This is a genomic window from Streptomyces caelestis (assembly GCF_001279005.1).
Lineage (GTDB): Bacteria > Actinomycetota > Actinomycetes > Streptomycetales > Streptomycetaceae > Streptomyces > Streptomyces heliomycini.
On sequence record NZ_LGCN01000108.1, the window covers coordinates 18,453 to 40,215 of the forward strand.

Sequence of the window (21,763 nt, forward strand, 5' to 3'; positions counted from 1 at the left end):
GTCAGCCGGAGCAGGAGGTGCGCTCGGCCTCCCGCCACTCGCAGACCGGGCACAGCGTGACGCCCTTGTAGGACTCCGGGTACTCCGTCGGCTTCCGGCACAGCACGCACGCCGCGTACGGCGGGCCGTCGGCCCTGGGCGGCCGGGCGGCGTCGATCAGGCAGTAGTCGTCGTCGGTGTCGCTCATGGTTCCAGCGTAGGGACTACGGCACGGGGCGGCTCGGCCCGGCCGTTCGCCGCCGCGATCAGTTCGGAGACCCTGACGAAGCGGTAGCCCCGGCGGCGCAGCTCCGGGACGACCCTCCGCACGGCCCGTTCCGTGGTCGGGGCCGCGCTGCGGGTGCAGTGCAGGACGACCACCGAGCCGGGGCGCACGCCGTCCAGCACCTGCCGGGCCACCGCCTCCGCGTCCGTGGCGAACGCGTCGCCGCCCACCACGTCCCACTGCACGGCCGTCACCCCGGCCGGGGTCAGCGCCTTGAGCGCCGTACGGTCGTAGCAGCCGCCGGGGAAGCGGAAGTACGGCTTCGGATCGGGCACGCCCACCTTCCGGAACACCGCGTACGCCCGCTCCACGTCCGCCCGCATCCGGTCGGCGGAGACGGTCGGCAGGCCGTAGCAGTCGCCGGTGAACGCGTAGTGGCTGTAGGAGTGGTTGGCGACCTCGAAGAGCGGGTCCCGGCCGAGGGAGCGGGCCTGGTCCGGATACTCCTCGGCCCAGCGGCCCGTCATGAACACCGTGGCCGGCACCTCCAGCGCGCGCAGGGCGGCGATGAGTCCCGGGTGGTCGAAGCGCTCGCCCGCCGCCGCCCTCGGGCCCTGGTCGGCGGTCATGTCGGCGTCGAAGGTGAGGGCGACCGTCCGGTCGCCGGTGCGCGGGCCGTGGTGGAAGACCGGGGTCAGGCCGGAGGGGCCCGGGGCGAGGGTGGGAGGGACCGAGGGCGCGGAGGGGGCCGAGGGCGCCGAGGGCGCGGGGCGGGGCGCCTGCGGGGCGGGGCGGGGGGGGGCGCAGGCGGCGAGCGCGGTGGCCAGCACGCATACGGCGGCTGCTCGGCGTACGAGAGTGATCACCGTGTGACAATATGATCAACCGTATGGCATTCCCGCCGTGCTGCCGGAGAGCCGTTCCCACATCACCCGGGCGGGTGCCCGCCCCCGCCGCCTCAGATGTCGTGCCGCTCCAGCGGCCGGGTCGCCGGGCCCTGGACGACCTTGCCGTCCGTGTCGAAGCGGGAGCCGTGGCAGGGGCACTCCCAGGCGCGTTCGGCGGCGTTGAAGTCCACCAGGCAGCCCAGGTGGGTGCACCGCGCGGAGACGGCGTGCAGGGCGCCGTCCTCGTCGCGGTAGACCGCGAGCCGGCCCTCCTCCGTGCGGACCACGGCGCCCTCGCCCGGCGGCAGCGCCTCGGCCGGCGGCGCCGGGCGCAGCCGGTCGCCGACGAAGTGCTTGGCCACCTGCGCCTGGTGCTTGAGGAAGGACGGCGCCTCGCGCACGGCGGAGGCCAGCCGGCGCGGGTCGTACAGCTCGCTCCACGCGCACTCCCGGCCGGTGATCTGCGCGGTGAGCAGCAGGCCCGCCATCATGCCGCCGCTCATGCCCCAGCCGCCGAAACCGGTGGCGACGTAGGTGTGCCGGGCGCCCGGGTGCAGCGGGCCGACCAGCGGCACGGTGTCGGTGGGGTCGTTGTCCTGGGTGGCCCAGGAGTGGGTGAGCTCCACGTCGGGGAAGTGCGCGCGGGCCCAGTCGGAGAGGCGGTCGAAGCGGGCCCGCGTGTCGCCCGTGCCCGGAGTGAAGTGCTCACCGGTGATCACGAGGAAGCGGCGGGCGCCGTCCTCGCCGTAGGGGGCCGTGCGCACCGAGCGGGTGTTCTCCTCCGGGGTGATGTACATCCCGCCCGGGTCCCGGTCGGCCGGGACCGGCCCGGCGACGACCAGTTCGCGGCGCGGGGAGAGGCGGGTGAACAGCAGTGCCCGGTCGAAGACCGGGTAGTGGGTGGCGACCACGACGTCCCGGGCCGTCACCGTCGCCCCGGTCGACGTGGACAGCCGGTTCGGCGTGCCCTCCTCCAGGCCGAGGACGGTGGTGTCCTCGTGGACGCGCCCGCCGTGCGCGACGATGTCGTCCGTGAGGGCCAGCAGGTACTTGCGCGGATGGAACTGCGCCTGGTCCGTCACCTCGACGGCGCCCGCCACCGGGAACGGCAGACCGGTCTCCGTCACGAAGGAGGCCGGCAGCCCGGCCTCCCGCGCCGCCCGGGCCTCCGCGCGCAGCTCCTCCACCCGGTCCGCGTCCCGGACGTAGGTGTACGAGCTGCGGCGCTCCCACTCGCAGTCGACGCCGAGCTCCTCCACGACCCGGGCGGTGTGCTCGATCGCCTCGGACTGCGAACGGGCGTACAGGAGCGCGCCCTCGGCGCCCCGGGTGCGGCGCAGCTTGTCGTAGACCAGCGTGTGCAGGGCGGTGATCTTGGCCGTGGTGTGCCCGGTGACGCCGGCCGCGACCCGTCCGGCCTCCAGGACCGCGACGCTCTTGCCCGCCCGCGCCAGCTCCCGGGCCGTGCACAGACCGGCGATGCCCGCGCCGATCACCGCCACGTCGACGTCCAGCTCCTCGGTCAGTGGGGCGTGCCGGCCGCCCGGCGCGGTCTGGAGCCAGTACGAGCCGCCTGTCTGCTGCTTCTCCGTCATGCGGCGCCGAGTACCCCGGTACGGCCGGGTTCACCGTCCGGGCGGACCGCTTGCGCGGCGGACGGCACGGGGATAACGTACAACCAAATGGTTGTAGATGAGAGCGGCAGGACGGACGGGACCGACGAAACCGTGGACCGGCTGTTCCACGCCCTGGCCGACGCGACGCGGCGCGACATACTCCGTCGCTGTGTCCGGGGTGAGCTGTCCGTGTCACGTCTGGCCGCGGCCTACCCGATGAGCTTCGCCGCGGTGCAGAAACACGTCACGGTGCTGGAGCGGGCCGGCCTGGTCACCAAGGAGCGACACGGACGGGAGCGGCTCGTGCGCACCGATCCCGATGCCGTGGGCCGGGCGCGGCAGGCCCTGGACGAACTGGAGTCGGCCTGGCGGGCGCCGCGGGTGGAGCGGATGTCCGGTCTGCTCGTCGAGGACACCGGGTGTCCCGCCCCGTCCGCCGGATCCGGCGCCGCCCCCGACACCGAGAGAGGACCGGACGGATGACCGTCACCACCGTGGACAAGGACGTCGACACACTGACGCTCACCCTCGTCGCCGACTTCACCGCCCCCGTGGAGCGGGTGTGGCGGCTGTGGGCCGACCCGCGGCTGCTGGAGCGCTGGTGGGGCCCGCCGAGCTACCCGGCGACCTTCGAGGAGCACGACCTGACGCCCGGCGGCGGCATGAAATACCACATGACCGGCCCGGAGGGCGAGAGGTACGGCGGCTGGTGGCGGATCTCCTCGGTCACGCCGCCGACCGCCCTGGAGTTCACCGACGGCTTCTCCGACCAGGAGGGGAGGCCGAACCCCGAGATGCCGACCACCTCGGTACGGATGACGCTCACCGCGCTCGAGGGCGGCACCCGGATGGAGCTGCGGTCCGTCTTCGACACCCGGGAGCAGATGGAGCGGCTGGCCGAGATGGGCATGGTGGAGGGGATGAGCCAGGCCGTCGGCCAGATGGACGCGCTCGTCGCGGGCTGAACCCCGCGGCGGGGCGGAGGGCGGCGCAGCCCCGCCCCCCCCCCTCCCCCCCCGGCAGGGGCCCGTCACGGCGAAGGTCGTGCCGGGCGTGTAGCAGTTGACGTACATGGTGCGGCCGTCCGGGGAGAAGGTGACCCCGGCGAACTCGCCCCACTCCGGTTCCCCGGGGGCGCCGATGGTCTGGCGGTTGCGGGCCATCGCGTAGACCTCGCCCCGGCGCGTGACGCCGTAGACGTACTGGGCGCCTCCGCCGTCCTCGCACACCATCAGGCCGCCGCCGGGCGCGAGGCAGATGTTGTCCGGCGACTCGCCGGGCAACCGCACGTCGGTGTCCGGACCGAAGACGATCACCAGGGTGAGGCGGCGCCGGTCGGGGTCGTAGCGCCAGATCTGGCCGTAGTGGTCGGCCGCCGACCCCTCGGCGCTGCGGGCGAAGGACGACACGAAGTAGACCGAGCGCCCGCCCCAGTAGCAGCCCTCCAGCTTCTGCGCGTGGGTGATGCCCCGCGGACCGAAGTCCTGGTGCCGGATGGGGGTTTCGACGGCCTGCGGGTCCGGTACGTCCACCCACTCGATGCCGTCGAAACGGGCGCCGATGTCCTGGATCGAGGACAGGTCGGGCACTCCGGGCACCCGCATGGCCTGGAGCCGGCCGCCCGCGCGCAGCGAACCGGTGCCGCCCAGGGGCTTTCGCGGCAGGAAGCGGTAGAAGAGGCCGAAGGGCCGTTCGAAGGCGTCCTCGGTCTCGTAGACCACGCCCCGCCTCGGGTCCACGGCGACCGCCTCGTGCTGGAAGCGGCCCATCGCGGTCAGCGGTACGGCGCCCGTGCGGCGCGGGTCGGCGCCGTCGACCTCGAAGATGTAGCCGTGGTCCTTGGTGTAGCCGTTCGTGCCGGCCTTGTCCTCGGTCTCCTCGCAGGTCAGCCAGGTGTCCCAGGGGGTCGGCCCGCCCGCGCAGTTCACCGCCGTGCCGGCGATCGCGACCCGTTCCGACAGCACCCGGCCCTGGTGGTCCAGGGTGAGCGCCGTGCAGCCGCCCTTGCCCTCCGGGTCGTAGGTCAGGCCGTCGACCACCGGGACGGGGATGTCGGCGGTGGCGCGGTTCTCGTGGTTGCGGACCAGGTGGACACGGCCGTGGCGGCCGGCGAAGGCGGCCATGCCGTCGTGGTGGGAGGGGACCGGGCCCTCGCCGGAGCGCAGCCGCTCGCCCTCGCGGGAGAGGACCTCGTAGCGGAAGCCCTTCGGCAGGTCGAGCAGCCCGTCGGGGTCGGGGACCAGCGGGCCGTAGCCGCTGTGACCGAGGTCCCGGGCGGCGGCGGTGCCGGTGAAGAGCTCGGAGAGGGCGCCGGTGAAGACGATGCCGACGCCGAGGGCGCCGGAACGGGCGAGCACCTGACGCCGTGTCGCGGGGGAGCCGGTGATGGACCCGGTTTCTGACATGGGGAAACCTTCCTGCTGGCGGACAGGAACTGTGACCCCGCCGTGTCTATCACCTGGTGCGGGTCACGGGAACCACGCGTGTCGCTCGTGTCACGGGCCGGCGCGGTGGCCGTCGGGCTCCGGGCGGGGTTCCGCCGCCCGGTCCGGCGTCGGTGCGGACTGCTGGGCGCGTTCGAGGAAGCGGAGGAGTTCGACGGGGAAGGGCAGGACGAGGGTGGAGTTCTTCTCGGCGGCGACGGCCACGATGGTCTGCAGCAGGCGGAGCTGGAGGGCGGAGGGGGTGTCCGACATCTCCTGGGCGGCCTCGGCGAGTTTCCTGGACGCCTGGAGCTCGGCGTCGGCGTTGATGACGCGGGCCCGGCGCTCGCGGTCTGCCTCGGCCTGACGGGCCATGGACCGCTTCATGGTGTCGGGCAGGGAGACGTCCTTGATCTCGACGCGGTCGATCTGCACGCCCCAGCCGATGGCGGGGCTGTCGATCATCAGCTCCAGGCCCTGGTTCAGTTTCTCGCGGTTGGACAGCAGGTCGTCGAGGTCGCTCTTGCCGATGATCGACCGCAGGGAGGTCTGCGCCATCTGGGAGACCGCGAAGCGGTAGTCCTCGACGTTGACGATGGCCGCCGACGCGTCGACGACCTTGAAGTAGACGACCGCGTCGACCCGGACGGTGACGTTGTCCCGGGTGATGCCCTCCTGGGCGGGCACCGGCATCGTGACGATCTGGAGGTTGACCTTGCGCAGCCGGTCCACGCCGGGGACGACGAGGGTGAAGCCGGGCGGGCGCGCGGCGCCGTACAGGCGGCCGAGACGGAAGACGACGCCGCGTTCGTACTGTTTCACGACCCGGGCCGCCGCGATGAGGTAGACCGTGCCGCCGGCGGCTGCCGCGGCGACCGCGGTGAGGAGTTCCCCGACCATGTCGACCTCCCGGTCAGAGGTCCGGTGTATCTGCTTCTGCAACGATATGCCCGATGCCGGGTGCGGGGCCATGCCTGGGCGGGGGGTGAGGGCGGGGCGGGAGGGCGTCCTCGCCCCGCCGCCCCTTCGCGCCCACGCGGCACAGCCGCATGTCGGCACAACCGCATGTCGGCACAGCCCCGCGCTCCTAAGGCGCCGTGACCGGTGTTTCCGTGAGTTTCACCGGGGTTGTGCCCGGGGTGCTGTGGCGTTCGGACCAGTTCTTCAGGGCCGTGCGGCAGGCGTGGTCCACGTGGTGGAGGCCGGTGAGGTCCAGTTCCACGGGGCGGTCCTGGGGGAGGGACTCCAGGGTGTCCAGGATCTTCGGGAGACGCAGGAAGGTCGCGTTGCCCGACAGGTGCACCTGGACGGGGCCCGCGCCCTTGTCCACGACCTCCAGCTTCGCCTGCGAGGCCTCCCAGGCCGTCTTGACGACCGACAGGGCCAGACCGATCAGCACGCCCTCGAACATGTTCACCACGACGATCGACACGGCGGTGGCCACCAGGATCAGCGCCTCGCCCCGGTGCCCCCGCCACAGCGCGACCAGCCCGCGGAACGGGATCAGCTTCCAGCCGGCGTGGACCAGGATGCCGGCCAGCGCGGGCAGCGGTATCAGCGCCAGCGCGGCCGGCAGCAGCGCGGCGAACAGCAGCAGCCACACGCCGTGCATCACCCGGGACGCCTTGGTCCTGGCGCCCGCCCGGACGTTGGCCGAGCTGCGCACGATGACCGCGGTCATCGGCAGCGCGCCGAGGACCCCGCAGACCGTGTTGCCCGCGCCCTGCGCCATCAGCTCCTTGTTGTACTGGGTGCGTGGGCCGTCGTGCAGCCGGTCCACCGCGGCGGCGCTGAACAGGCTCTCGGCGGAGGCGATCAGGGTGAAGGCGACGATCGTGCCGAGGACGCCGGCCTCCAGCCCGCCGAAGACGTCCGCGCCGGGCGGCTGGACGGCGTCGAGCAGGCCCTGCACCTCGACCGTCGCGACGGGCACGCCGAACGCGAGGGTGACCGCCGTCGCCAGCAGCACCGCCGCGAGCGCGCCCGGCACGGCGCCTGCCGGGCCCGGCATCCGGCGCCACAGCACCATCACGGCGACGGTGCCCGCGCCGACCGCGAGCGAGGCGAGCGCCTCGGTGCTGCCGAGCGCGTCCACGGCGGCCCCGGGCAGTCCGAGGAGCTTGTCCGTGCCGGAGGCGGGCGCGGTCAGCCCGGCCGCCGCGTACAACTGGCCCGCGATGAGCACGAGGCCGATGCCGGCCAGCATGCCCTCGACCACGGAGAGCGATATCGCGCGGAACCAGCGCCCGAGCCGCAGCGCGCCCATGGCCAGCTGGAGCAGCCCGGTGGCCAGCACGATCACGCCGAGCGCGGGCAGCCCGTAGGTGTCGACGGCCTCGAAGACCAGCACGGTCAGCCCGGCGGCCGGACCGGACACCTGCAGGCTGCTGCCCGGCAGCAGACCGGTGACCAGCCCGCCCACGATGCCGGTGACCAGGCCGAGTTCGGCCGGGACGCCGGAGGCGACGGCGACGCCCACGCACAGCGGGAGCGCGACGAGGAACACGACGAGCGAGGCGGCGAAGTCCTGCCGCAGATGGGGGAACCTGGACACGGCCGTGCTCACAGCGTCTCGAAGGAGTCGGTGTCCGCGCGGTGTTCGCGGACGGCTCCGGTGTGCACCTCGTAGTACCAGCCGCGCAGCCGGAGCCGGCCCGAGGCCAGCCGTCGTTCGACGCACGGGTACGAGCGCAGCCGCAACAGCTGGGCCAGGACGTGGTGCTGGACCGCCTCCGCGCAGGCGGGGTCCGCCGCGTCGGCCGGCGCCGGCTCGTCGGCGGCGTGCGCCAGCCAGTCGCGCACGGCGGGTACGGCGTCCAGGTCGTCACCGCGCACCAGCGCGCCGACGGCCCCGCAGTGGGAGTGGCCGCAGACCACGATGTCCGTGACCCCGAGGACCCCCACCGCGTACTCGACGGTGGCCGCCTCGGAGGTGGGGCGCCCCGGGGTGTACGGCGGGACGATGTTGCCCGCGGTGCGCAGCTCGAAGAGCTCGCCGGGCCGGGCGCCCGTGATCAGGGCCGGTACGACCCTGGAGTCGGAGCAGGTGATGAACAGGACGTCGGGGGACTGCCCCTCGGCGAGGCGGGCGAACTCCTCAGGGCGCTGTCCGAACGTGCGGGCGTTGTCGATGAGGGGCTGCATCTGGCGGTACCTCCTGGCGCGCGTGGGGACGCGTCGGACGGGCATGACAAAGGTCGGACTTCGCTGATCCATGGCCTTTGCCTCACGGAAGGTGTGCACGTGTGCGAAGGGCGCGGGAAATGCGAAGAAGTGAAGCGCGGGTAAAGCGGTGGAGAGCGGCCGGGGTGGGGCCGCGGTCGCCGGACCTCGGGACACGACCGTCCCACAAGGTGGTTCGCACCTCTTCCGCACACCAAGGCTTGGTCAACGGTTGGTCAAGAAACACATTAACCCTGCAAAGTCGTTTGCAGGGTTAACTCGGTGTTTCCTGGCGTAGAGAGCCTGAAAAGAAAGGGTGTGTTGGCGCGAATCCGCTCCTGATCAGCGGTGATTCGAGCAGGTGTCCGACGCGCGGTTCACCGGTCCTCGGCGAGCCGTCCCGCGTCGCGGGCCAGCGCGGTGAGCCGCGAGATCGCCCGGAAGTACTTCTTGCGGTAGCCGCCCTTCAGCATCTCCTCGCTGAACAGCCGGTCGAACGGCAGCCCCGAGGCGAGCACGGGCACCTCACGGTCGTAGAGCCGGTCCGCGAGGACGACGAGCCGGAGCGCGGTCGACTGGTCCGGCACCGGACGCACACCGGTGAGGCACACCGCGCGCAGTCCGTCGGTCAGGGCCCCGTAGCGGCTGGGGTGGACCCGCGCGAGATGGTCCAGCAGGTCGGGGAAGGCGTCGAGCGAGGCGCCCTCGGTGGCGTGCGCCGTCCGCGTCACCAGCTCGTCGGAGTACGGCGCCGGCGCCTCGGGCAGACCCCGGTGGCGGTAGTCCTCGCCGTCGATGCGCAGGGCGCGGAAGTGGGCCGACAGGCCCTGGATCTCGCGCAGGAAGTCCGCCGCCGCGAACCGGCCCTCGCCGAGCTTGCCCGGCAGCGTGTTCGAGGTGGCGGCGAGCGCCACGCCGGCCTCGACCAGCTTTCCGAGCAGGGTGGAGACGAGCACGGTGTCGCCCGGGTCGTCCAGCTCGAACTCGTCGATGCACAGCAGCCGGTGCCCGGAGAGGGTCCTCACGGTCTGCTGGAAGCCGAGGGCGCCGACCAGGTTGGTCAGCTCCACGAAGGTGCCGAACGCCTTGCGGGAGGGCTCGGCCGGGGTGGCGTGCCACAGGGAGGCCAGCAGGTGGGTCTTGCCGACGCCGTAGCCGCCGTCGAGGTAGACGCCGCGCGGGCCCGCCGGGGCCTTCTTCGGCGCCTTGCCGAAGCCGAACAGCCTGCGCCGGCCCGAGCCGCCGGCCGCCGCCCCGTCGAGACCGGCCGCGAAGCCATCGAGGACGCGCACGGCCTCGGTCTGGCTCGGCTGGTCCGGGTCCGGGAGGTAGGTGGAGAAGCGGACCGAGTCGAACCGCGGCGGCGGCACCATCTCGGCGACGAGCCGGTCCGCGGGCACGTGCGGCTCACGGGCGCACAGCGACAGCGGCGCCGCATCGGCTATCGGACCGGGACGGGGGGCGGGGGAGGAGGACGACACGATCCCCCATGCTACGGGCCGTGGAACACTGCTCGGCATGCGACGCCTGTTCCCCGTGACCGACGTGACCGACGTGACCGACGACACCGCGGCTCGCGAGTGGAGCCTCGCCGAGCTCGCCGCCGCGTACGCCTACCCCGAGCCGGGGCCGGACGGGCGGGAGCCGTGGCTGCGCGCCAACATGGTGTCCACCCTCGACGGGGCCGCCCAGCACGACGGCCGCTCGCAGCCCATCTCCTGCCCGGCCGACATGCGGATCTTCGGCACGCTGCGGGCGCTCGCCGACGTCGTGGTCGTCGGCGCGCAGACGGTACGGCAGGAGGGCTACCGTCCGTCGCGCGCACGCGCGGAGTTCGCGGCCGCGCGGGAGGCGGCCGGACAGGGGCCCGCGCCCGCGATCGCGGTGGTGACGGCGAGCCTGGACCTGGACTTCTCGCTGCCGCTGTTCACCTCCCCCCTGGTGCCCACGCTGCTGCTGACCGGCGCCGGGGCCGCCCCGGACCGCGTGGCCGCCGCCGAGCGGGCGGGCGCCCGGGTGGTCACCGCCGGGGAAGGGGAGGCGGTGGACCCCGCGCGGGCGGTGCGGGCCCTCGCGGACCTCGGGCACACCCGGCTGCTGACCGAGGGCGGGCCGCGGCTGCTGGGCCAGCTGGTGGCGGCCGGGGTGCTGGACGAGCTCTGCCTGACCGTCTCGCCGATGCTCACCGCCGGTGACGCGCAGCGCATCGCCGGTGGACCGTCCGTAACACTTCCGCGGCGTTTCGCGCTGAAGTCGATGCTGGAGGAGGACGGTTTCCTGTTCACCCGGTACCAGCGGTCCTGACCGGTCGCGGCCGGGGGCGCCGGACGGCGACCGCCGGTCCGGCGATCGGCGGAACGCATTCGTCCGGCCGATGCGGGAAGGGGCAACACTGAATCCGGCGGTACCCGTGCGCACACGGGGCAGGATGGTTTCCGCAGGGCCGGGCCCGGTCCACGGAGCAGAGAGGGGGCCCTAGGGTCCTCCGAGGAGAAGGGGAGCCTGGTGTTCACCAGCGTACTGATGATCGAGAAGGCCCTGACGTCCGCCGACGTGGAGTTCGTCACCACCTTGCACGGCGACGAGCCGGTCTCCTTCCATGTGCTGCTCCAGCCGCGCGGCGAACAGGCCGACCGGCTGCTGAGAGCCATCGACGACGTCGCGCTCGGCGAGCTCGACGAGGCCGTCCGCGAGGGCGAGACGCCCGAGGGCGAGGAGGCCCAGACCATGGGGGAGCGGGCCCTGGAGGTGTCCCTGCAGGCCCTGCGCACCACCGGCGACACGGCGCAGGGCCGGCTCGTCGAGGACCACCCGCTGGACGCGCTGAGGGCCGTGGTGGAGGAGGTCGGGGCGGACGAGGTGATCGTCCTGACCGACCCGCACTACGTGGAGGAGTTCTTCCACCGCGACTGGGCCTCCCGGGCCCGGCACAAGGTCGGGGTGCCGGTGCTGAAACTCTTCTCCCACAGCAAGGCATAGGCTGGGGCGGCGCCCTCCCGGTTCTCCCGCGAGGGCGCGAAGACCGCCGTCCCGCTCGTCGCACCACTGGGAGAACACGCATGGCACCCGGCCTTCCTACCGCCATGGACCGACCGCACTTCATCGGCATCGGCGGCGCCGGGATGTCGGGCATCGCCAAGATCCTCGCCCAGCGCGGCGCGAAGGTGGCCGGCAGCGACGCCAAGGACTCCGCCACCGCCGACGCCCTGCGCGCCCTCGGCGCCACCGTGCACATCGGCCACGCCGCCGGGCACCTCGCCGACGACGCCAGCTGCGTCGTCGTCTCCTCCGCGATCCGCGAGGACAACCCCGAGCTGGTCCGGGCGGCCGAGCTGGGCGTCCCGGTGGTGCACCGCTCCGACGCCCTCGCCGCCCTGATGGACGGCCTGCGCCCGATCGCGGTGGCCGGCACCCACGGCAAGACCACCACCACCTCCATGCTGGCGGTCTCCCTCACCGCGCTGGGCCGCGAGCCGTCGTACGCGATCGGCGGCGACCTGGACGCCCCCGGCTCCAACGCGCTGCACGGCGCGGGCGAGATCTTCGTCGCCGAGGCCGACGAGTCGGACCGCAGCTTCCACACGTACGCCCCCGAGGTCGCGATCATCCTCAACGTGGAGCTGGACCACCACGCCAACTACGCCTCCATGGAGGAGATCCACGAGTCCTTCGAGACGTTCGTCGGCCGGATCGTGCCCGGCGGCACGCTGGTGATCTCCGCGGACCACGAGGGCGCCCGCGAGCTGACCCGGCGGCTGGACGGATCGGTGCGGACCGTGACGTACGGGGAGTCGGACGACGCCGACGTGCGGGTGCTGTCGGTCGTCCCGCAGGGGCTGAGGAGCGAGGTGACCGTCGAACTCGACGGCGCCCCCCTCACCTTCACCGTGTCGGTCCCCGGCCGGCACTACGCGCACAACGCGGTCGCCGCGCTCACCGCCGGCGTGGCGCTCGGCATCCCGGCCGCCGAGCTGGCCCCGGCGCTGGCCGCGTACACCGGGGTGAAGCGGCGCCTGCAGCTCAAGGGCGAGGCCGCAGGCGTGCAGGTCGTCGACTCCTACGCGCACCACCCGAGCGAGATGACCGCCGACCTGGAGGCGATGCGCGCGGCCGTCGGCGACGCCCGCATCCTGGTCGTCTTCCAGCCGCACCTGTTCTCCCGCACCCGGGAGCTGGGCAAGGAGATGGGCCAGGCCCTGTCCCTGGCCGACGCCTCGGTGGTGCTGGACGTCTACCCGGCCCGCGAGGACCCGATCCCGGGCGTCACCAGCGAGCTGATCATCGAGGCGGCCCGGGCGGCCGGCGCGGACGTCACCGCCGTCCACGACAAGACGGAGATCCCCGAGGTGGTCGCGGGAATGGCGAAGCCCGGTGATCTCGTTCTCACCATGGGAGCGGGCGACGTCACCGACCTCGGCCCGCTCATCCTGGACCGTCTGTCGAAGTAAGGGGCTCGAGTCTCATGCCGTACGACGTGGAGAAGCCGGACGAGCAGTGGCGCGCGGAGCTGTCCCCGTCCGAGTACGCCGTCCTGCGCCAGGCGGCCACGGAACCCGCCTTCACCGGCGAGTACACCGACACCAAGGCCGAGGGCGTCTACTCCTGTCGCGCCTGCGGCGCCGAGCTGTTCACCTCGACCACCAAGTTCGAGTCGCACTGCGGCTGGCCGTCCTTCTACGACCCGAAGGACACCGGCGCCGTGGAGCTGGTCGAGGACCGCTCGCACGGCATGGTGCGCACCGAGGTCCGCTGCGCCCGCTGCGGCTCCCACCTCGGGCACGTGTTCGAGGGTGAGGGGTATGCGACGCCCACGGACCAGCGGTACTGCATCAACAGCATCTCGCTGACGCTGCGGCCCGCCGAGGGCTGATCCGCGCACCTGCTGCTCACCAGCCGGTGAGCAGCAGGTGGTTGAGGAGCAGCGCGAGGGCGGCCTGAGCGGTCAGCCAGGCGCGCGGGCCGGGCAGGAGGGCGGCGGCGGGGAGCAGCCAGAACGCGAAGGGCAGCCAGATGCGTTCCGTCTCCGCCTTGCTCATCCCCGACAGGTCGGCGATCAGCAGCGCGAGGAGGGCGGACGCCGCGAGCAGCGCCAGACGGGGAGCGGCGGTACGGGGACGCGGGGTGCGGCCCCCGACGAGCAGGCCCCCCGCCCTGCGCAGCCCCGCCACCGTCGCCGGCCCGGTGACCAGCACCGTGCACGCCAGGTTGGCCCACACCCAGTACCCGTACGGGCGCACCCCGCCCGCCCCCTGGTGGTAGCGGGTGACCAGCAGCCGGTACGCCTCCCACCAGTCGAAGCCCAGCGCGGCGAACACGGCCGGCACGACCAGGAACCCGGCGGCCGCGTACGGCAGGGGCCGCAGGCGCCGCGTGCCCAGGAGCAGGACGGCCGCGCCGATCACCGCGAACAGGGTGAGTCCGTACGACAGGTGCACGGTGAGGCCGAACAGCAGTCCTGAGCCGAGCCCGGTCAGGGCCGGGCGGTGTCCCGTCACGGCGAGGGCGAGCAGGGTCACGGCCCAGGCGGCCACCGCCGTGAAGTAGCCGTCGGCGGACGTGCCCACCCACACCGCCGCCGGGGCCAGGACGAGAAAGGGCGCGGCGCGGCGGGCGAGCGTCTCGTCGGCGAGCCGGCCCACGGCGACCAGGACCGCGACCGCCGCCGTGGTGCCGGCGGTGATGACGAAGGCGCCCGCCCACCCCCCGCCGCCCAGCCCGATCCGGTCGAGCAGGACGAAGGTGACGGTGGCGCCCGGCGGATGCCCGGCGACATGGGCGGGCCAGTTGTCGGGGGCGCCGAGCAGGATGTGCGCGTCGAAGTCCCGCAGGGCGGCGGGGATGTCCCGGAAGCGGTCGACGGCCCGCAGGTACTCGTGGGTGGTGGTCAGCTGTTCGGCGACGCCCCGGTGCCAGCCGTCGACGAGGGCGAGCGACCAGGTCCAGGCCAGGGACGTTGCCCACGCCGTGAGCAGCAGGGGCCGCCAGGACAGCCGGGCGGCCAGGGAGGGACCGTACGCCACCACGGCGGCGGCGACGACCAGCGCGGCCGGAGTGCCCGGGCCGGCGTGCGGCGCCCAGTCGGCCAGCAGCGGCGGCCGGCCGACCCGGAGCGTGCCGTGACGGTCCTCGATCCGGGCGCCGATCAGGACGGCGGCCAGGACCAGCAGCGCGGCGGCCGTGACCGCCGAGAGGTCACGGGCCGTGGCACGGGGAAGATCGCGGTTCACGCCGTCACGCTAGGCCGGGGGAGCGGTGACGGGCGGCCGGGCAGGGTGGATGTCAGCGTTTCGTCATCGCTTCCGCACCCTTTCGCGGGGTGGTGCGGACCTACGGTCGGCACATGCCTCGGTCCTTCCTCCCCACCCGTCCCGTGCGGGGCCCGTTCTCGCCGGACTTCTGGCGCAGCCCGCTGCGCGGTCCCCGGTTCACCTCGGTGCTCGGGGTGGTCCTCCTCGCCGGCGTCACGATCCTGTTCGTCACGGGACTGCTGTCGTACGCCGCGTACAACCCGGACCTCGCGCCGGTGAACGACAAGACCCCCGGCAAGGGGCTCCTCGGCTTCTACCTCTTCCCCTGGCCCACCGACCCGCCGTGGCTGTACCGGCTCACCCAGGGCGTCCACGTCACGCTCGGCCTGGTGCTCGTGCCGGTGCTGCTGGCCAAACTGTGGTCGGTGGCGCCCAGGCTGTTCACCCTGCCCCCGGCCCGCTCGCTCACCCACGCCCTGGAGCGGATCTCGCTGCTGCTCCTGGTCGGCGGCGCGCTGTTCGAGTTCACCACGGGCATCCTCAACGTCCAGCTCGACTACGTCTTCCCCGGCTCCTTCTATCCGCTGCACTTCTACGGCGCCTGGGTGTTCTTCGGCGCGTTCGCCGCCCACGCGGTGCTGAAGGCGCCGGTGGCGGTCCGGAACCTGCGCAGGATGCGGGAAGGGGGCGGTGAGGACGCGGACGGGCCGGCCGCTCCGCGTCCCGATCCGCCGACCGTCTCGCGGCGCGGGGCGCTCGGGCTGGTCGGCGGCGGTTCGCTGCTGTTCCTCGTCACCTCCGCCGGGCGCAGCTTCGACGCACCGCTGCGCGAGACCGCCGTCCTCACTCCGCACGGCGGCCCCGAACCCGGCAGCGGACCAGGCGCGTTCCAGATCAACAAGACGGCCGCGTACGCCGGGATCCGCGCCGCCGAGACGAACGAGGCGGCGTGGCGGCTGGCCGTCACCGGGCCCACCGGCACCGTACGGCTCGGCAGGGCCGGCCTGCTCGGCATGCCGTTGCACAGCGTCGCGCTGCCCATCGCCTGCGTGGAGGGCTGGTCCACCTCGGACCAGTGGTGGCGGGGCGTACGGCTGCGGGACCTCGCGGCGCTCGTCGGGCACGACGACCCGGTGGACGTGTTCGTGGAGTCGCTGCAACGCCACGGCGCCTTCCGGCGCGGCGCGCTGCGCGCCAACCAGGTCGCCGACCCGCGTTCCCTGCTCGCCCTGTTCGTCAACGGCGAGGAACTGACCCTCGATCACGGTTACCCGGCCCGGATCATCGTCCCCGCCGCTCCCGGCGTGCTCGCCACCAAGTGGGTCGCCCGGCTGACCTTCGGTGAGCTGTGAGGCGACCCGTGAAGCCGCTCGTGCTGCTCTGTTCGTTCGCCCTCTGCGCGTACGCGGGGGTGCGGTTGCTCGACGGGGACTGGTTCATGGTCGCGCTGTGGTTCGTGGGCGCGGCGGTGGTCCACGACCTGGTGCTGCTGCCGTTGTACGCGGCGGCCGACCGGGCGCTGGTGAAGGGCGCGCGGCGGCGGAGGACGTGGGTCGTGTACGCGCGGGTGCCGGCCGCGCTGTCCGGGCTGCTGCTGCTCGTGTGGTTCCCGCTGATCACCGGCCGGGTGTCGGAGCGGTACGCCGGTGTCGCGGGTCTGTCCGCGGACGGCTACGCGGTCCGGTGGCTGATCGTCACGGCCGTGCTGTTCGGGGGCTCGGCGGTGGTGTTCGCGGTGCGGATGAGGAGGGGGCGGCGGGCGCCGGGTGTCAGCTGAAGGGTGTGCCGGCTGTTGTGTTGTCGCCCCGCCGCCCCTTCCTGTTCCCGTCCTCCGGGGGCGCTGCCTCCCGGACCTCCGCTCCTCAGACGCCGGAGGGGCTGGAGGTCAGCCCCTCCGGCGTCTGAGGAGCGGAGGTCCGGGGCGGAGCCCCGGTTTCGGGACGGGAAGGGGCGGCGGGGGCGAAGAACCCGTCCCTACCTCGCCCGGAGTGCCACGAAGGAGCGCCCGTCCATCGACCACTGGTCGTCCGCCCGCCAGCCCGCCCCCTCCGCGTACCGCAGCAGCGCCGGAGTGCCGAGGCGGGCCCACGGGAAGGGGGCGCCGGGGGTGCGGCGGGCGTCGGTGACCTGGACCAGGGCGCGTTCGTCGACGTCCGGGCGGGGAACCGTCTCCGCGACCAGCAGGCCGCCCGGTGCCAGGAGCCGGGCGAGGCGGGCGAGCAGGGCGGACGGATCGCCGCCGATGCCGAGGTTGCCGTCCAGGAGCAGGGCGGTGCCCCAGCGGCCGGTGCCGGGCAGCGGGTCGAAGACGGAGCGGAGCAGCGCCTGCCCGCCCCGCCGGACCGTGTGCGCCACCGCGGCCTCGCTGACGTCGACGCCGAGCGCGCGGCGCCCCCGGACGCCCAGGGCCGCGACCAGCCGTCCCGGCCCGCAGCCCACGTCCAGCACCGCGCCCTCGCAGCGCCGCAGCACCTCCAGGTCCGCCGCGTCGGCCTCGGCGCACCAGCGCTCCACGTCCAGGGGCAGCAGCCATCCGTCGGCGCGGCGCAGGAACAGCGGCCCCCGGCCGGCGTGCAGGGCGTCGGCGTAGGGGTCGGCGGACCAGGCGCGCTCGGCGGCGGGCGCCGGCCGCTGCCGCCCGACGCGTGCCGCCGCCCGCACCCCGCTCACCGGGGGCCCGCCGTCAGCCGGGCCAGCCGGGCGGCGAACCGGCCTCCGGGCGCCGCACCGGCGACCAGCGCGGCGTCGTACGCCGTGTCCACGTCCCGCAGGCGCGGCAGTTCCCGCACCCGCAGGTGCGTCAGCCGCCGCCGTTGCGCGGCTCCCGTGCCCGGGGTCGACATGGGGACCCCGCGCAGCAGCCGGGGATCGGGCTCGGCCAGGCCGAGCGCCCAGAAGCCGCCGTCCTCGGCGGGGCCGAAGTACGCGTCGCAGTCGGCGAAGTCCACGGTGAGCAGCTCCGGGGTCACCTGGGGGGTGTCCATGCCGATGAGGAGGGCGGGTCCGTCGCACCCGGCGAACGCGGCGGCCAGCCGCTCGTCGAGCCCGCCCGCGCCCTGCGGTACGACCTCGACACCGGCCGGCAGCCAGCGCCCCGGCGCCCCGTCCAGCACCAGCACCCGGCGCCGCGCGGGCGTGCGCGCCACAGCGTCCAGGGTGTCCGCGAGCGCGGCCTCGGCGAGCTCCGCCGCCTCCCCGGGGGTGAACGGCGGGGTCAGCCGGGTCTTCACCCGGCCCGGCCGGGGCTCCTTGGCGATGACGAGCAGCGTCACGGACGGCGTGGACGTCACGAGACCGCCCCTTCCTGCACCGGCGCCTCCCGGAGCACGCGGCTCATGTCCCGTACCGCGTGGAAGGTGCCGCGCCAGGTGCCGGTGACCTTGGAGACGCCGGTGCGCGGCGCGTACGGGACGTCGTGCTCGGTGACGCGCCAGCCGGCGTCGGCGGCGCGCACCACCATCTGCAGCGGATAGCCGCTGCGCCGGTCGGTCAGGTCCAGGGCGAGCAGTTCCTCGCGCCGGGCGGCCCGCAGCGGGCCGAGGTCGCGCAGCCGCAGTCCGGTGCGGCGGCGCAGCAGCCGGGACAGCGCGAGGTTGCCCGCGCGGGCGTGCGGCGGCCAGGCCCCGCGCGTCCGCGGCCGGCGCCGGCCCAGCACCAGGTCCGCCGCGCCGGCCCGCAGTTCGCGCACGAACGGCACCAGGTCCGCCGGGTCGAGCGAGGCGTCGCAGTCGCAGAAGCAGACGATGTCGGCCGTGGCGGCGGTCAGCCCGGCGTGGCAGGCGGCGCCGAAACCGCGCCGCTCCTCGCGCACGACGGTCGCGCCGAGCTCGCGGGCGACGCGGTCGGAGCCGTCCGTGGAGCCGTTGTCCACGACGAGGGCGCGCCAGCCGGGCGGGACGCGTTCCAGCACCCACGGCAGGGCCGCGGCCTCGTCGAGACAGGGGAGGACGACGTCCACGGACGGCGGGCCCGGTTCCGGGGCGGGGGAGGAGGTGGTCACGGCTCTCACCCTACGGAGACGAAAAGGGCATACCGGGTATCGGCTCCTTACGGAACGCGGACGTCGGCGGCCCGGCCGCGCCGCTCGCGCGCGCGGGGTGCCAGGCTGGCCGCATGGAGCAGCGAACACCCGGCGCCGGCGCCGGGGCCGGGTCCCGGGTCCTCGTCGTCGACGACGACCCCACCGTGGCCGAGATCGTCACGGGTTACCTCGACCGCGCCGGGTACGTCGTCGACCGGGCCGGCGACGGCCCCGACGCGCTGGCCCGCGCGGCGGCCCACTGGCCGGACCTCGTCGTCCTCGACCTCATGCTGCCCGGCATGGACGGACTGGAGGTGTGCCGCAGGATGCGCGGACGGGGACCCGTGCCGGTCATCATGCTCACCGCGCGGGGCGACGAGGACGACCGGATCCTCGGCCTGGAGGTCGGCGCCGACGACTACGTCACCAAACCGTTCAGCCCGCGCGAACTCGTCCTGCGCGTCGGGTCCGTGCTGCGCCGCGCCCGCCCCGCGCCGGCCGCGGCGTCCGGCCTGCTGCGGGCGGGCGGTCTCACCGTCGACCCCGCTGCCCGCCGGGCCACCAAGAACGGCGCCGAACTCGCCCTCACCATCCGCGAGTTCGACCTGCTCGCCTTCTTCCTGCGGCACCCCGGGCGGGCCTTCGCGCGGGAGGAGCTGATGCGGGAGGTGTGGGGCTGGGACTTCGGCGACCTGTCCACCGTGACCGTCCACGTGCGGCGGCTGCGCGGCAAGGTGGAGGACGATCCGGCGCGGCCCCGGATCGTCCGGACCGTGTGGGGCGTCGGCTACCGCTTCGACCCCGCCGCCGGTCTCGGGGAGGAGTGAGCGGTGCGGGACACGCTGCTCATCGCCCTGTTCGCCTTCCTCGGCGCCGCCACGGCCGGGGTGCTCGGCGCGTGCGTGCTGCTGCTGATCCGGCGCCGGTCGCTCACCGCGCACCTCGCGGTGGTCGCCGGGGTCGCGGTGGCGGCGATGCTCGCGGGCACCCTCGCCGTCGCCCGGGCCATGTTCCTGTCGGCGCACGACCTGAGCGTGGTGACGACGGTCGTCGCCATGGCCGCCGTGGTCTCCACGGTCACCGCGCTGCTGCTGGGCCGCTGGGTGGTCGCCCGCAGCCGTGAACTGACGCTCGCCGCCCGTTCCTTCGGCGACGGCGGGGACTTCGCCGCGCCCGAGCGCCCGTCCACCGCCGAACTCGCCGCGCTCAGCCGCGAGCTGGAGGCGACCAGCGTCAAGCTGGCCGAGTCGCGGGACCGCGAGCGGGCCCTGGAGTCCTCCCGGCGGGAACTCGTCGCCTGGATCTCCCACGACCTGCGCACCCCGCTCGCCGGACTGCGCGCGATGGCCGAGGCGCTGGAGGACGGGGTCGCCGCCGAACCCGACCGCTACCTCAGGCAGATCCGCACCGAGGTGGAACGCCTCAACGACATGGTCGGCGACCTCTTCGAGCTCTCCCGCATCCACGCCGGCGCGCTGACCCTCTCGCCCTCCCGGATCTCCCTGTACGACCTGATCGGCGACGCCCTGTCGGGCGCGGATCCGCTCGCCCGCGAGCACGGCGTACGGCTCGTCGGGGACCGGGTGGAGCCGGTGCCGGTGGAGGTGGACGGGCGGGAGATGAGCCGCGTCCTGGGCAATCTGCTGGTCAACGCGATCCGCCGGACCCCGGCCGACGGCACGGTCGCCGTCGCCGCGCGGCGCTCGGACGAGGGCGTGGTGCTGTCCGTGACGGACGGCTGCGGCGGCATCCCCGAGGAGGACCTGCCCCGCGTCTTCGACACCGGCTGGCGCGGCACCCACGCCCGGACCCCGCCGGCCGGCGCGGGCCTCGGCCTCGCCATCGTCCGCGGCATCGTCGAGGCCCACCGGGGCAGCACCACCGTCCGCAACGTCACCGGCGGCTGCCGCTTCGAGGTGACGCTCCCGGCGACGGAACCCTGACCCGAGGCTCCCGCGCGGCTCCGGCCGTCGCCGCGCGGGCGCGCGGTCACCCCGCGGGCCCGCCACCACGAGTGTCCGGCTGCTCGGGTGCGGGCCGTCGGGTCGCCGCACGGCGCGGGTGACGTGACCGTCCGGTGCCGCCGAAGCCGCCCGCCCGCGTCTCAGTCGCCCCGCGGTCCCGCCGACGCGAACTCCCGCATGCCGTCCTCGAAGGCGACCTCCGGCTTCCAGCCCAGCTCGGCCCGCAGCCGGGAGGAGTCCGCCGTGATGTGGCGGACGTCGCCCAGGCGGTACTCCCCGGTGACGACCGGGTCCGGACCCCCGTACGCGGCGGCCAGGGCGCGGGCCGTCTCGCCGACCGTGTGCGGGGTGCCGCTGCCGGTGTTGTACGCGGTGAGCGCCCCGGCGGCCGGTTCCGCGGTCAGCGCGGCGACGTTCGCCGCCGCCACGTCCCGCACGTGCACGAAGTCCCGGCGCTGACGGCCGTCCTCGAAGACCCGCGGGGCCTCGCCGCGGGCGAGCGCCGAGCGGAAGAAGGAGGCCACGCCCGCGTACGGGGTGTCGCGGGGCATGCCGGGGCCGTAGACGTTGTGGTACCGCAGCGACACCGCCGAACCGCCCGTCGACCGGGCCCAGGCGGCGGCCAGGTGCTCCTGGGCCAGCTTGGTCGTGGCGTACACGTTGCGCGGGTCGACCGGGGCGTCCTCGCCGACTGGGCCCGGTTCGAGGTCCGCCCCGCACACCGGGCAGGCGGGATCGAAGCGCCCGGCCGCCAGGTCGGTGACGGCCCGCGGCCCGGGACGCACCACCCCGTGCCGGGCACAGGCGTAGCGGCCCTCGCCGTACACCACCATCGACCCGGCCAGCACCAGCCGCCGCACCCCCGCCTCCGCCATCGCGGCCAGCAGCACCGCCGTGCCCAGGTCGTTGCGGGAGACGTACTCCGGCGCGTCGGCGAACGAGGCGCCGAGGCCCACCATCGCCGCCTGGTGGCAGACGGAGTCCACGCCGGACAGCGCCCCGCGCACCGCGTCCGGGGAGCGCACGTCCGCCGTCGGATCGGTGCGCACGTCGAAGACGACGGGCTCGTGCCCGCGCGCCCGCAGCGCCTCGACGACATGGGACCCGATGAACCCGGCACCGCCGGTGACCAGTACGCGCATGCGCCCACGCTAGGCGCGGATCCCGCCCGGCAGCGGCGCCGCGCCCGCGACGTCACGGGTCCGTAAGACCGGTGGGCTCCGTAAGGCCGGCGGGC

General features: G+C 74.4%; 22 protein-coding genes and 1 pseudogene. 10 read left to right on the forward strand and 13 right to left on the reverse strand.

What is annotated here, in order from left to right; translation table 11 throughout:
• Position 1: 1 nt before the first annotated feature.
• The 3 genes from ADK41_RS10145 to ADK41_RS10155 form a co-directional block, all read right to left on the reverse strand.
• Positions 2-187 (reverse strand): hypothetical protein, encoded by a 186-nt coding sequence (locus ADK41_RS10145; protein ID WP_030828533.1) that lies wholly within the window; start codon positions 185-187, stop codon positions 2-4.
• Positions 184-1,071, reverse strand: a complete 888-nt coding sequence (locus tag ADK41_RS10150) for a polysaccharide deacetylase family protein (protein WP_053670231.1) — start codon at positions 1,069-1,071, stop codon at positions 184-186. The genes ADK41_RS10145 and ADK41_RS10150 overlap by 4 nt, the downstream gene beginning before the upstream one ends.
• 92 nt (positions 1,072-1,163) lie before the next feature.
• A complete protein-coding gene (locus ADK41_RS10155) occupies positions 1,164-2,687 on the reverse strand; it encodes an FAD-dependent oxidoreductase (RefSeq protein WP_030828527.1) in 1,524 nt (507 codons plus the stop codon).
• An 87-nt stretch (positions 2,688-2,774) separates the two neighbouring features.
• Between ADK41_RS10155 and ADK41_RS39025 the strand changes: the two genes are divergently transcribed.
• Both ADK41_RS39025 and ADK41_RS39030 read left to right on the forward strand, forming a co-directional pair.
• Positions 2,775-3,191, forward strand: a complete 417-nt coding sequence (locus tag ADK41_RS39025) for an ArsR/SmtB family transcription factor (protein WP_030828523.1) — start codon at positions 2,775-2,777, stop codon at positions 3,189-3,191.
• Positions 3,188-3,673: an SRPBCC family protein gene (locus tag ADK41_RS39030; RefSeq protein ID WP_030828520.1), complete on the forward strand. Its 486-nt coding sequence runs from the start codon at positions 3,188-3,190 to the stop codon at positions 3,671-3,673. The genes ADK41_RS39025 and ADK41_RS39030 overlap by 4 nt, the downstream gene beginning before the upstream one ends.
• A gap of 51 nt (positions 3,674-3,724) precedes the next feature.
• On the opposite strand, the pseudogene ADK41_RS10160 reads toward ADK41_RS39030, so the two are convergent.
• From ADK41_RS10160 to zapE, 5 genes and pseudogenes are all read right to left on the reverse strand, one after another.
• Positions 3,725-5,113, reverse strand: a pseudogene (locus tag ADK41_RS10160) (PhoX family protein); the annotation flags it as partial.
• 90 nt (positions 5,114-5,203) lie between these two features.
• Positions 5,204-6,031 (reverse strand): slipin family protein, encoded by an 828-nt coding sequence (locus ADK41_RS10165; protein ID WP_037804465.1) that lies wholly within the window; start codon positions 6,029-6,031, stop codon positions 5,204-5,206.
• Between the two features lie 187 nt (positions 6,032-6,218).
• On the reverse strand, positions 6,219-7,685 hold the full coding sequence (locus ADK41_RS10170; RefSeq protein WP_234318847.1) for a SulP family inorganic anion transporter: 1,467 nt from the start codon (positions 7,683-7,685) through the stop codon (positions 6,219-6,221).
• Positions 7,686-7,693: 8 nt separating this feature from the next.
• Entirely contained in the window at positions 7,694-8,275 is a 582-nt protein-coding gene (locus tag ADK41_RS10175) for a carbonic anhydrase (protein ID WP_030828506.1), read from the reverse strand.
• A gap of 395 nt (positions 8,276-8,670) precedes the next feature.
• Positions 8,671-9,774, reverse strand: a complete 1,104-nt coding sequence (gene zapE / locus ADK41_RS10180) for a cell division protein ZapE (protein ID WP_030828504.1) — start codon at positions 9,772-9,774, stop codon at positions 8,671-8,673.
• A 37-nt stretch (positions 9,775-9,811) separates the two neighbouring features.
• On the opposite strand from zapE, the gene ADK41_RS10185 reads away from it, so the two are divergent.
• From ADK41_RS10185 to msrB, 4 genes are all read left to right on the forward strand, one after another.
• The gene (locus ADK41_RS10185) at positions 9,812-10,597 is read left to right on the forward strand and encodes a pyrimidine reductase family protein (RefSeq protein WP_030828500.1); all 786 of its coding nucleotides are present in this window, start codon (positions 9,812-9,814) and stop codon (positions 10,595-10,597) included.
• Positions 10,598-10,798: 201 nt separating this feature from the next.
• Positions 10,799-11,272: a hypothetical protein gene (locus ADK41_RS10190; protein ID WP_030828498.1), complete on the forward strand. Its 474-nt coding sequence runs from the start codon at positions 10,799-10,801 to the stop codon at positions 11,270-11,272.
• A gap of 80 nt (positions 11,273-11,352) precedes the next feature.
• A complete protein-coding gene (gene murC, locus ADK41_RS10195) occupies positions 11,353-12,741 on the forward strand; it encodes a UDP-N-acetylmuramate--L-alanine ligase (protein WP_030828495.1) in 1,389 nt (462 codons plus the stop codon).
• Between the two features lie 14 nt (positions 12,742-12,755).
• Positions 12,756-13,163, forward strand: a complete 408-nt coding sequence (msrB, locus tag ADK41_RS10200; protein ID WP_030828491.1) for a peptide-methionine (R)-S-oxide reductase MsrB — start codon at positions 12,756-12,758, stop codon at positions 13,161-13,163.
• A gap of 16 nt (positions 13,164-13,179) precedes the next feature.
• Here the strand turns inward: msrB and ADK41_RS10205 are convergent, their stop codons facing one another.
• Complete coding sequence (locus ADK41_RS10205) at positions 13,180-14,520, reverse strand: hypothetical protein (protein WP_030828488.1); 1,341 nt, start codon at positions 14,518-14,520, stop codon at positions 13,180-13,182.
• Between the two features lie 113 nt (positions 14,521-14,633).
• On the opposite strand from ADK41_RS10205, the gene ADK41_RS10210 reads away from it, so the two are divergent.
• Positions 14,634-15,893: a molybdopterin-dependent oxidoreductase gene (locus ADK41_RS10210; RefSeq protein ID WP_030828485.1), complete on the forward strand. Its 1,260-nt coding sequence runs from the start codon at positions 14,634-14,636 to the stop codon at positions 15,891-15,893.
• A gap of 8 nt (positions 15,894-15,901) precedes the next feature.
• Positions 15,902-16,318 carry a hypothetical protein gene (locus ADK41_RS10215; protein WP_324604896.1) on the forward strand — a complete coding sequence of 139 codons (417 nt, stop codon included), beginning with the start codon at positions 15,902-15,904 and terminating at the stop codon, positions 16,316-16,318.
• A 197-nt stretch (positions 16,319-16,515) separates the two neighbouring features.
• On the opposite strand, the gene ADK41_RS10220 is transcribed toward ADK41_RS10215, so the two are convergent.
• The 3 genes from ADK41_RS10220 to ADK41_RS10230 are packed head-to-tail and all read right to left on the reverse strand — an operon-like array spanning position 16,516 to position 18,550.
• A complete protein-coding gene (locus ADK41_RS10220; protein ID WP_030828479.1) occupies positions 16,516-17,211 on the reverse strand; it encodes a class I SAM-dependent methyltransferase in 696 nt (231 codons plus the stop codon).
• A complete protein-coding gene (locus ADK41_RS10225) occupies positions 17,208-17,831 on the reverse strand; it encodes a TIGR04282 family arsenosugar biosynthesis glycosyltransferase (RefSeq protein ID WP_037804464.1) in 624 nt (207 codons plus the stop codon). The genes ADK41_RS10220 and ADK41_RS10225 overlap by 4 nt, the downstream gene beginning before the upstream one ends.
• A complete protein-coding gene (locus ADK41_RS10230; RefSeq protein ID WP_030828472.1) occupies positions 17,828-18,550 on the reverse strand; it encodes a glycosyltransferase family 2 protein in 723 nt (240 codons plus the stop codon). Before ADK41_RS10230 ends, ADK41_RS10225 begins: the two co-directional genes overlap by 4 nt.
• Positions 18,551-18,654: 104 nt before the next feature.
• Here ADK41_RS10230 and ADK41_RS10235 point away from each other — a divergent pair, with 104 nt between their 5' ends.
• Both ADK41_RS10235 and ADK41_RS10240 read left to right on the forward strand, forming a co-directional pair.
• Positions 18,655-19,389 (forward strand): response regulator transcription factor, encoded by a 735-nt coding sequence (locus ADK41_RS10235; RefSeq protein WP_030828469.1) that lies wholly within the window; start codon positions 18,655-18,657, stop codon positions 19,387-19,389.
• A 3-nt stretch (positions 19,390-19,392) separates the two neighbouring features.
• Positions 19,393-20,505: a sensor histidine kinase gene (locus ADK41_RS10240; protein ID WP_030828466.1), complete on the forward strand. Its 1,113-nt coding sequence runs from the start codon at positions 19,393-19,395 to the stop codon at positions 20,503-20,505.
• A 161-nt stretch (positions 20,506-20,666) separates the two neighbouring features.
• On the opposite strand, the gene ADK41_RS10245 is transcribed toward ADK41_RS10240, so the two are convergent.
• Entirely contained in the window at positions 20,667-21,668 is a 1,002-nt protein-coding gene (locus ADK41_RS10245; RefSeq protein ID WP_030828463.1) for an NAD-dependent epimerase/dehydratase family protein, read from the reverse strand.
• Positions 21,669-21,763 lie beyond the last annotated feature (95 nt).

Bases quoted from the DNA above. Each gene is read 5' to 3' on its own strand.
- ADK41_RS10145 (WP_030828533.1), bottom strand. From the start codon at position 187: ATGAGCGACACCGACGACGACTACTGCCTGATCGACGCCGCCCGGCCG.
- ADK41_RS10155 (WP_030828527.1), bottom strand. From the start codon at position 2,687: ATGACGGAGAAGCAGCAGACAGGCGGCTCGTACTGGCTCCAGACCGCG.
- ADK41_RS39025 (WP_030828523.1), top strand. From the start codon at position 2,775: ATGGTTGTAGATGAGAGCGGCAGGACGGACGGGACCGACGAAACCGTG.
- ADK41_RS39030 (WP_030828520.1), top strand. From the start codon at position 3,188: ATGACCGTCACCACCGTGGACAAGGACGTCGACACACTGACGCTCACC.
- ADK41_RS10165 (WP_037804465.1), bottom strand. From the start codon at position 6,031: ATGGTCGGGGAACTCCTCACCGCGGTCGCCGCGGCAGCCGCCGGCGGC.
- ADK41_RS10175 (WP_030828506.1), bottom strand. From the start codon at position 8,275: ATGCAGCCCCTCATCGACAACGCCCGCACGTTCGGACAGCGCCCTGAG.
- ADK41_RS10185 (WP_030828500.1), top strand. From the start codon at position 9,812: ATGCGACGCCTGTTCCCCGTGACCGACGTGACCGACGTGACCGACGAC.
- murC (WP_030828495.1), top strand. From the start codon at position 11,353: ATGGCACCCGGCCTTCCTACCGCCATGGACCGACCGCACTTCATCGGC.
- msrB (WP_030828491.1), top strand. From the start codon at position 12,756: ATGCCGTACGACGTGGAGAAGCCGGACGAGCAGTGGCGCGCGGAGCTG.
- ADK41_RS10210 (WP_030828485.1), top strand. From the start codon at position 14,634: ATGCCTCGGTCCTTCCTCCCCACCCGTCCCGTGCGGGGCCCGTTCTCG.
- ADK41_RS10235 (WP_030828469.1), top strand. From the start codon at position 18,655: ATGGAGCAGCGAACACCCGGCGCCGGCGCCGGGGCCGGGTCCCGGGTC.
- ADK41_RS10245 (WP_030828463.1), bottom strand. From the start codon at position 21,668: ATGCGCGTACTGGTCACCGGCGGTGCCGGGTTCATCGGGTCCCATGTC.